The sequence below is a fragment of the Clostridium acidisoli DSM 12555 genome (genome assembly GCF_900176305.1).
Taxonomy (GTDB): domain Bacteria; phylum Bacillota; class Clostridia; order Clostridiales; family Clostridiaceae; genus Clostridium_I; species Clostridium_I acidisoli.
Window position 1 is genome coordinate 37,942 of sequence record NZ_FWXH01000020.1, and the last position, 8,053, is coordinate 45,994.

Here is an 8,053-nt window from a genome sequence, read left to right on the forward strand (position 1 = left end):
TGGTGAAAAAAATGGAATACGAAGTTGTAATAGGACTTGAAGTTCACACAGAACTTTCAACAAAAACTAAAATATATTGTGGATGCACGACAGAATTTGGAGGTCAACCTAATACTCATGTTTGTCCAGTATGTTTAGGTCTTCCAGGTTCACTTCCACATTTAAATAAAAAGGTAGTAGAATACGGAATAAAGGCAGGTCTTGCTTTAAATTGTTCTATAACTAAATATGGAAGAATGGATAGAAAAAATTATTTTTATCCAGACTGCCCTAAAAATTATCAAATAACTCAAGATGAATTGCCATTATGTAGAGATGGTCATATTGATATTGAATTAGAGGATGGAACAATAAAAAAAGTTGGGATTGAAAGAATTCATATAGAAGAAGATGCAGCAAAACTTCTTCACACTCCAGCGGGTACCTTAGTTGATTTTAACAGATCCGGTGTACCACTCGCAGAAATTGTTTCAAGACCAGATATGAGAAGCCCTAAAGAAGCCGTTAAGTACTTAGAGATGCTTAAGAGTATACTTTCAAGCACAGGAGTTTCAGATTGTAAAATGGAAGAAGGTTCACTAAGATGTGATGCCAATATTTCAGTAATGGAAAAGGGTTCAGATAAGTTTGGTGTAAGAACAGAAATTAAAAACATGAATTCATTCAAAGCTCTTGAAAAGGCACTAAACTATGAAATAGACAGACAGATTACAGCTCTTGAAGCAGGTGAAAAACTTACTCAAGATACAAGAAGATGGGATGACACAAAAGGTGAAACTGCTGTAATGAGAAGCAAAGAATTTGCAAATGACTACAGATATTTCCCAGAAGGAGATCTTGTTACTTTAAACATTGATGATGAGTGGATTGAACAAATAAGAAAAACAATTCCAGAACTTCCACATGAGAAGGAAGCTAGGTTTGTTAAAGAGTTTGAAATTCCACGATATGATGCTTCAGTGCTTACACTTACAATGTCAATGGCAGATTTTTTTGAAAAAACAGCCAATTTAAGTGGAGATTCAAAAGCAGCATCAAACTGGTTAATGGGTGATATATCTAAAATAATGAAAGAAAATGCAACTTGGGTAGAAGATTTAAAATTTACTCCAGAGCAGCTTTCAGAACTTATAAAACTTATAAATTCGGGAACTATTTCTAATGCTATAGGCAAAAAGGTTATAGTAACAATGTTCAATACAGGAAAATCACCTAAAACAATTGTTGAAGAACAAGGCCTAATTCAAAATAGTGACGAGGGAGCAATCCTTGAAGTTGTTAATAAGATTTTAGATGACAATCCTAAATCGATAGAAGACTTCAAAAATGGTAAAAATAGAGTGTTAGGTTTTATAGTTGGACTAATAATGAAAGAAACAAGAGGAAAAGCAAATCCGCAAATTGTAAATAAACTTGTTAATGAAGAAATAAAAAAGAGATAAATATTAAAAAATGGGCCTCAAGCTTAAAATAGCTAGGGCCCATCTTTTATAAAAATTTTAATATGTAAAAGAAAATCAAAGTTATGATTCTTTCTTATCTTGAGATAGAGTCCCAAAATCGTAAGCATTTATTGAAGCTTCCTTCAAAATTTTTTCATCATTAGCATCAACGTTATTTATTGATTCCGAAGCATCAGCATTTTCATCTTCAATGTTTTTATTGTCTTCAGATTTGTTAGTTAAAAAAAGATTATGGTTAATCTTTTCTATTAAGTAATTTTTATATTTTAATTGACCGTAAATTTTATTAAATATAATAAAACTCCAAATACCAATAAAAACAAATGTAAGCATTGACAAAATTCCGATTATCTCTACAGCTAAAAGCATTGTGCTCCCTCCATTAGAAAATTAACTTTAATTTATGTAAATATATTAACATTATACCATAAAACGAATTCTATACTCATTAAAATTTTTTACAAAACAAAATGAATGAAAAGGATTAATTTGGCAATAATATAGAAAAAGAATTAATTGTTATATGAGAAAAGGTTGTTAATATGAATAAATTAAAAAAAATATTTTGTATTGTTGTATTTATTATTATAGTTACAACAATGTCAGGATGTATTGAAAAAAAAGATGATATAACTACAGCTACTAATAATAAAAATTATTTAGTTTATGATGTAGAAGATCAACCTGAAGATTTAGTAAAACTAGATAAATATAATTCAAGAACTAAGGATTTAGCTAGTTCTTTGTTTGAAGGATTATTATATGAAAAAAGCGATGGAAAAATTGGATATGGACTTGCTAAAAGCTGTAATATATCAAAAGATGGACTCATTTATACATTTGTTTTAAGGGATGATATAAAATGGAGTGATGGGAGCAATATAACAGCCAATGATTTTTGTGATTTTTTTAAAGATATTCTTAATGTGAAATATAATAGTGAATATAGAAATGAACTAAAGGTTATTTTTGGTGAAAATGATTATATTAATGGGAAATCAGATTTTTCTTCAGTAGCAATAACAGCACCAGAAAAAAACTTGCTTCAGATAAGGCTTAATTATCAAGTACCTTATTTTTTGAAGCTACTAAGTCAACCAATATATTCACTTAGAAAAATTGATTCAAATTTAGACAATTGGAAAAAAGCCTACAAAAAAATTAAGTATACAGGACCTTTTAAAATTTCAAATATTTCATCAAATGGGGATATAAATCTGGAGCAAAATAACCATTATATATTTAAAAATCAAGTTAAAAGTAAAAACCTCGTATTTGCACAAGGTAACAAGGGAGGAGCATACTCCTTAGCAGATTTTGAAACAAATAACAATGTTGATATTTTTTTTAATCCACCAAAGGTTGAAATACAGAGATTAAAAAATGAAAAAGAGATAAATTTTTTTGACAGTTTTTCTATTAAAGCATTGTTCTTTAATTTTAATAGTGAAACTGCAGTTTCTAACTTAAATTTTAGGAAAGCTATAAATTATGCTATAGATAAAAGTGAACTACAAAATAATAGTATAGGTGACTGCGGAAAAATCACAAATTCATTTTTCCCAGATTCCATGAGTACAGAACTTAAAAACATGGAACTTCCAGGTAATGTTCCTATTAATGCGATAAATAGTTTAAAAGAAAGTAATTATAATAATGAAACTATAAGGATAGCTTATGTAGATGAAAGTAATAATAAGGAAATATGCGAAGATATAATAAAAACTATAAATGACAGTATTATAAAAGGCGATAATTCAAAGAATCTAACTGGGGATAAAATTAATTTTGAGTTAGATGGTTATACTAGTAAAGAAATAGATGAAGTTATAAAAGATAATGATTATGATATGTATCTAGGAGAGTATGATATCAAATATGATGATTCCATGGCTTTTTTAGAGTTGTGGCAGAATGATTATCCATCAAATATTTATGGGTATAATGATATTTATTATAATGATTTGATTTATGAGGCTAATATAACTTCAAATTTAATAGATAAAAATACTATTTATGATAAGTGTATTAAAGAACTTGAAGATAAACTACCAGTAGTTCCTTTATACACAAAACATATAGCTGTATGTTCAAAGTCTTATGTTAAAGGACTACAAGTAGATGAATACGGAAATGTGTCTACAGAGAACTTGTTTTTAGATAAAAGTAATTAAAAACTTTAATACTAATCGGTTCCTCGATTTTTAGAGCTATGTTTTTTCTGTTTATGAAAAATGTTATTATCATCATCTGTACCTCTAAAATTAGGCTTAAATAAGTATATAAAGAGAAAAAATAAGAACATGTTTTGGCTACTATAAAAAGAACTTTTAGGTCTAGAAAAGCATTGTTTCTTTTTATTATAAGTAATCTCTTTTAAGAATAATGGAAGTAATAAAGTAGAATCTGGAGTGCCAATGGAGTCTAGCTTAAAGTTTACTTCATCCAATAAGTTTTTAGAATCAGATGAAAAATTTTTATAACGTTCAGGACTATCTAAGTTAGGAAGATTTGGGAAACTGCCTATAATACCTAAATCCTCTATTATGTGTTTATACAGTTCAGCAGTTTCTTTGCATAAAACTCCAGATTTATCGGTATCGGAGGTAATCAAATTACTTATGAGAAATAATACTAAGTCTGTGGAAGTAATGTCTATTTCTTTTTTCGTGTTATTTCTTAAAAAGAGACCTTTATCTTTGTCATAGGATTTTTTTATATTTTCTAAAACGTTATAGGCATTATCCATATATTTTGTAAAATTCATATGTTTATACAAGAGCATGGAATTTATTATAAATAGGCATTGATTTGTTACTGATTCTTTTTCAGATGAATCTTTATCTTTAACTCCCTCAATATAGTCGTATAGGTCTAATAATAATGATAAAGCTTCTTTGTTTTTAGTATAGTCATAAAATAAATTTATACCAAAGCATATTTTCATGGCTTCACTATAAGGTAAATCATACAAAGAGTCTTTATAACCAATAAGCATATTTAATATGTCCAAGGAAAAATCCTGATATTGCTTACTATCTTTGTGTCTACAAAGGGTTGAGTAACTTCCAAAGGCAGCCATAGCAAGTGCCTGATCAGAAAATAAAAAATTCTTGGATTTATTTTCAAACTTAAATTCATGTTCATCAGAAATGTTTTTTTTATCAACAAATACACCTTCATTGTTCCTAAGATATGTTAAATAAAATTGTAATTGGTTTTCAGCAACATACATATATGTCTTAGAGAGACTATGGGAAACTGGATGCTGTTTTTCTAGAAGGGAGTAGTATTTTGAAAGTTCTAGTACAGTTAAAGTCATAAGTGTATTACTAAATATAATAACATCTTTTCTAAATTTATTATCATCAAGACATAATTTTTTATCAACATTTTGGAGCTTAATATCTCCTTTCTTAAAAATGCATAAAAGTGGAGAAAAAGCTTTAAATGTGTTAATATCATAATAAGATTTAAGAATAAATTCTGGCTTTTCAGAATCACTTACAATGCCAAAATTTGAATAAAATATAAGTATTTTTTCGCTTTCTTTAGCAAGGTGAAATAATTGATTTTTTATATTTGTTATACTTAAATAATTTGATTTTAAGAATGGTCCAATGTATTTCAAAATAACACCGCCAAAATATTACTATGTAACATTATATGAAATTACATTTTTAATTGTGTATAAATTAGCTCTAGAAAGGAAGATTTTTATGAAGGTAGGAAAGCTAGATTCCTATGAATTGAAAACAATAATAGATAATAATAGAGGAATTAAAAGAGATGATGTGAGAATTAGAGGTAGTATAGGAGAAGATTGCAGTGTTATAGAATTTGGGGATATGGAGTGTGTGGTATCTACAGATCCAATAACTGGTAGCAAAAATGGTAGTGGAAGATTGGCAGTACATATAAACTGCAATGATATTGCTTCTAGTGGAGTTGAACCTCTTGGTATACTAGTTACTATACTGGCACCAGAAGATAGCACTATAGACGATATAAGGGGCATTATGGAGGAAATAAGTGAAGAATGTAGAAAACTTAATTTAGAAATACTTGGAGGACATACAGAAGTAACAAGTGCAGTTAATAAAATGGTTATATCCTGTACGGCTATAGGAAAGACATTAAAAGGTACTGCAGTAAAAACAGCAAATGCAAAACCTAATGATGATATAATAGTCACTAAAAAACTTGCTATGGAAGGTAGTTTTATTGCTGCAAGTGACAAAAGTGAATATTTAAAGGATATATTATCAGAAGAAGAGATAAATGAGGCAAAATCATATATTAAACATATAAGTGTAGTAAAAGAAGGAAAAATTTGTGGTAGCTTTGGTGTAAACTCTATGCATGATATAACTGAAGGTGGAGTGCTTGGAGCACTTTGGGAAGTAAGTAGTTCTAGTGGCTGTGGATTTAAGGTATATGAAAACTTAATGCCTTTAAGTGAAGTAACAAAGAAGATATGTAAGAAATTTGATATAGATCCATTGAGATTTATTTCTTCAGGCAGTATGTTAATAACCTGTAAAAATGGAGGAGAACTAGTAAAAGAACTTATGGAAAAAGGTGTAGAGGCTAAAATCATTGGAAAGATAACACAAGACAAGCCTATTATGGTTATTGATGGAGTTGAAGAAGTAGTAACACCACCAGATAGTGATGAATTGTTCAAAATAGTATAATTAAACAAGTAGGAGAAAAGCATGAAAAAGTTAATTGTTGCAAGTAATAACCAAGGTAAAATAAAAGAAATAAAAGAAATTCTAAAAGATTTTGATTTAGAAGTAGTTTCACTTAAGGAAGCTAATATAGAAGCTAATATAGTTGAAGATGGTAACACATTTATTGAAAATGCATATAAAAAAGCTTATGAAATATATAAATTAACAGGAGAAATGGTGCTCTCAGATGATTCTGGGCTAATGGTAGACGCCTTAAATGGAGCTCCAGGGGTTTTTTCTGCTAGATTTGCTGGTGAACATGGTAATGATAAAAAAAATAATGAAAAACTTTTAAAACTATTAGAAGGCAAAAAAGAAGAGAATAGAACGGCAAAATTTGTTGCTGCTATGGTACTTATAATAAATAAAGATAAGATTTTAAAGGTTCAGGGTGAATGTAATGGGTACATAATAGAAGAAGGAAAAGGACATGATGGATTTGGATATGATCCATTGTTTTATATACCTAAATTGAACAAGACTTTTGCAGAAATTAGCAGTGCTGAAAAAAATTCTATTAGTCATAGAGGAAGGGCACTTTCAAAATTAAAAGATAAATTAAAGGAAGAATTGTCATAAGGAGGAATTTACATGCTGGTTGGAATAATAAGTGATACACATATGCAAAAAAATTATATTAAAAAAGCGGTGGATAAACTTAAAGAATGTGATGTAATTATACATTTAGGTGATAATATTGTAGATGTAAAAGATATAGAGAAATATTATAATGGAAAAATAATAAATGTTGCTGGGAACTGTGATTATTTTAAAGATGCGCCATCAGAAAAAATTGAAGTTATAGATAATAAAAAGTTTTTTATTACACATGGACATAATTACAACGTAAAAAGTACTCTTATGAATTTACAATATAAGGCGAGAGAAGTAGGAGCTGATATAGCCTTATTTGGGCACACACACATTGCTGTAGCACTATTTGAAGAGGGTATATGGCTAATAAATCCAGGTAGTGCAGGTATGTCTAGAAGAGGCAAAAATAGCGTTGCTTTAATAAGGATTGTGGATGAAAAAATACTACCAGAAATCATATTAATATAAAGTATTAAAAAAACTTTTGAAAAAAGTATTGACGAATAACCCATCTTAGTGTAGAATAATTTTTGTCGCCGAGAGAGCGGCAAGCAAAATTAAAAAAGACGGGGTGTGGCGCAGATGGGAGCGCGCGTGGTTTGGGACCATGAGGTCGCAGGTTCAATCCCTGTCACCCCGACCACATAAAAATATGCGGGTGTAACTCAATGGTAGAGTGTCAGCCTTCCAAGCTGATTACGAGGGTTCGATTCCCTTCACCCGCTCCAAAAGATGCGTTTTTAGCTCAGTTGGATAGAGCAACGCCCTTCTAAGGCGTGGGCCGGGGGTTCGAATCCCTTAAAACGCACCATTAAAAACTTATTAAATATTATATGCGCTTTTAGCTCAGTTGGTAGAGCACCTGACTCTTAATCAGGGTGCCCAGGGTTCGAGTCCCTGAAGGCGCACCATATGGTGGGTATAGTTCAGTTGGTAGAGCGCCAGTTTGTGGATCTGGATGTCAAGGGTTCGAGTCCCTTTATCCACCCCATTTAAATTAAATATTGGGATGTCGTCAAGCGGTAAGACACAGCACTTTGACTGCTGCATTCGTAGGTTCGAATCCTGCCATCCCAGCCAAAATTAAATATGGTTTACTAGCTCAGTTGGTAGAGCACATGACTTTTAATCATGTTGTCCGGGGTTCGATTCCCCGGTAAGCCACCAATGTGCAGGTGTGGCGGAATTGGCAGACGCACTAGACTTAGGATCTAGCGCCTACGGCATGGGGGTTCAAGTCCCTTCACCTGCACCAATTAA

General features: G+C 30.5%; 7 protein-coding genes and 8 tRNA genes. 13 read left to right on the forward strand and 2 right to left on the reverse strand.

Annotated elements, in window-relative coordinates; all coding sequences use genetic code 11:
• The first annotated feature begins 11 nt into the window (after positions 1-11).
• A complete protein-coding gene (gene gatB / locus B8978_RS16250) occupies positions 12-1,442 on the forward strand; it encodes an Asp-tRNA(Asn)/Glu-tRNA(Gln) amidotransferase subunit GatB (RefSeq protein WP_084117357.1) in 1,431 nt (476 codons plus the stop codon).
• Between the two features lie 81 nt (positions 1,443-1,523).
• Here the strand turns inward: gatB and B8978_RS19545 are convergent, their stop codons facing one another.
• The gene (locus B8978_RS19545; RefSeq protein WP_139796072.1) at positions 1,524-1,832 is read right to left on the reverse strand and encodes a hypothetical protein; all 309 of its coding nucleotides are present in this window, start codon (positions 1,830-1,832) and stop codon (positions 1,524-1,526) included.
• A 173-nt stretch (positions 1,833-2,005) separates the two neighbouring features.
• Here B8978_RS19545 and B8978_RS16260 point away from each other — a divergent pair, with 173 nt between their 5' ends.
• On the forward strand, positions 2,006-3,637 hold the full coding sequence (locus B8978_RS16260) for an ABC transporter substrate-binding protein (RefSeq protein WP_084117358.1): 1,632 nt from the start codon (positions 2,006-2,008) through the stop codon (positions 3,635-3,637).
• 11 nt (positions 3,638-3,648) lie between these two features.
• Here B8978_RS16260 and B8978_RS16265 read toward each other — a convergent pair whose 3' ends face one another.
• A complete protein-coding gene (locus B8978_RS16265; RefSeq protein WP_084117359.1) occupies positions 3,649-5,094 on the reverse strand; it encodes a hypothetical protein in 1,446 nt (481 codons plus the stop codon).
• An 88-nt stretch (positions 5,095-5,182) separates the two neighbouring features.
• Here B8978_RS16265 and B8978_RS16270 point away from each other — a divergent pair, with 88 nt between their 5' ends.
• The 11 genes from B8978_RS16270 (at position 5,183) to B8978_RS16320 (ending at position 8,048) form a co-directional block, all read left to right on the forward strand.
• Positions 5,183-6,160 (forward strand): AIR synthase family protein, encoded by a 978-nt coding sequence (locus B8978_RS16270; RefSeq protein WP_084117360.1) that lies wholly within the window; start codon positions 5,183-5,185, stop codon positions 6,158-6,160.
• Between the two features lie 21 nt (positions 6,161-6,181).
• Positions 6,182-6,778 (forward strand): XTP/dITP diphosphatase, encoded by a 597-nt coding sequence (locus B8978_RS16275; protein WP_084117361.1) that lies wholly within the window; start codon positions 6,182-6,184, stop codon positions 6,776-6,778.
• A 12-nt stretch (positions 6,779-6,790) separates the two neighbouring features.
• Positions 6,791-7,261 (forward strand): metallophosphoesterase, encoded by a 471-nt coding sequence (locus B8978_RS16280; protein WP_084117362.1) that lies wholly within the window; start codon positions 6,791-6,793, stop codon positions 7,259-7,261.
• A gap of 99 nt (positions 7,262-7,360) precedes the next feature.
• Positions 7,361-7,436: transfer RNA gene (locus B8978_RS16285), tRNA-Pro, on the forward strand.
• An 11-nt stretch (positions 7,437-7,447) separates the two neighbouring features.
• Positions 7,448-7,521: transfer RNA gene (locus B8978_RS16290), tRNA-Gly, on the forward strand.
• A gap of 6 nt (positions 7,522-7,527) precedes the next feature.
• Positions 7,528-7,604 (forward strand) — tRNA-Arg (locus B8978_RS16295).
• A 24-nt stretch (positions 7,605-7,628) separates the two neighbouring features.
• Positions 7,629-7,704, forward strand: a tRNA-Lys gene (locus tag B8978_RS16300).
• A gap of 4 nt (positions 7,705-7,708) precedes the next feature.
• A tRNA-His gene (locus B8978_RS16305) sits at positions 7,709-7,784 on the forward strand.
• 14 nt (positions 7,785-7,798) lie between these two features.
• A tRNA-Gln gene (locus B8978_RS16310) sits at positions 7,799-7,873 on the forward strand.
• A gap of 11 nt (positions 7,874-7,884) precedes the next feature.
• A tRNA-Lys gene (locus B8978_RS16315) sits at positions 7,885-7,960 on the forward strand.
• 4 nt (positions 7,961-7,964) lie between these two features.
• A tRNA-Leu gene (locus tag B8978_RS16320) sits at positions 7,965-8,048 on the forward strand.
• Positions 8,049-8,053 lie beyond the last annotated feature (5 nt).

Coding starts and splice junctions, on each gene's coding strand:
- gatB (WP_084117357.1), top strand. CDS start 12: ATGGAATACGAAGTTGTAATAGGACTTGAAGTTCACACAGAACTTTCA.
- B8978_RS19545 (WP_139796072.1), bottom strand. CDS start 1,832: ATGCTTTTAGCTGTAGAGATAATCGGAATTTTGTCAATGCTTACATTT.
- B8978_RS16260 (WP_084117358.1), top strand. CDS start 2,006: ATGAATAAATTAAAAAAAATATTTTGTATTGTTGTATTTATTATTATA.
- B8978_RS16270 (WP_084117360.1), top strand. CDS start 5,183: ATGAAGGTAGGAAAGCTAGATTCCTATGAATTGAAAACAATAATAGAT.
- B8978_RS16275 (WP_084117361.1), top strand. CDS start 6,182: ATGAAAAAGTTAATTGTTGCAAGTAATAACCAAGGTAAAATAAAAGAA.
- B8978_RS16280 (WP_084117362.1), top strand. CDS start 6,791: ATGCTGGTTGGAATAATAAGTGATACACATATGCAAAAAAATTATATT.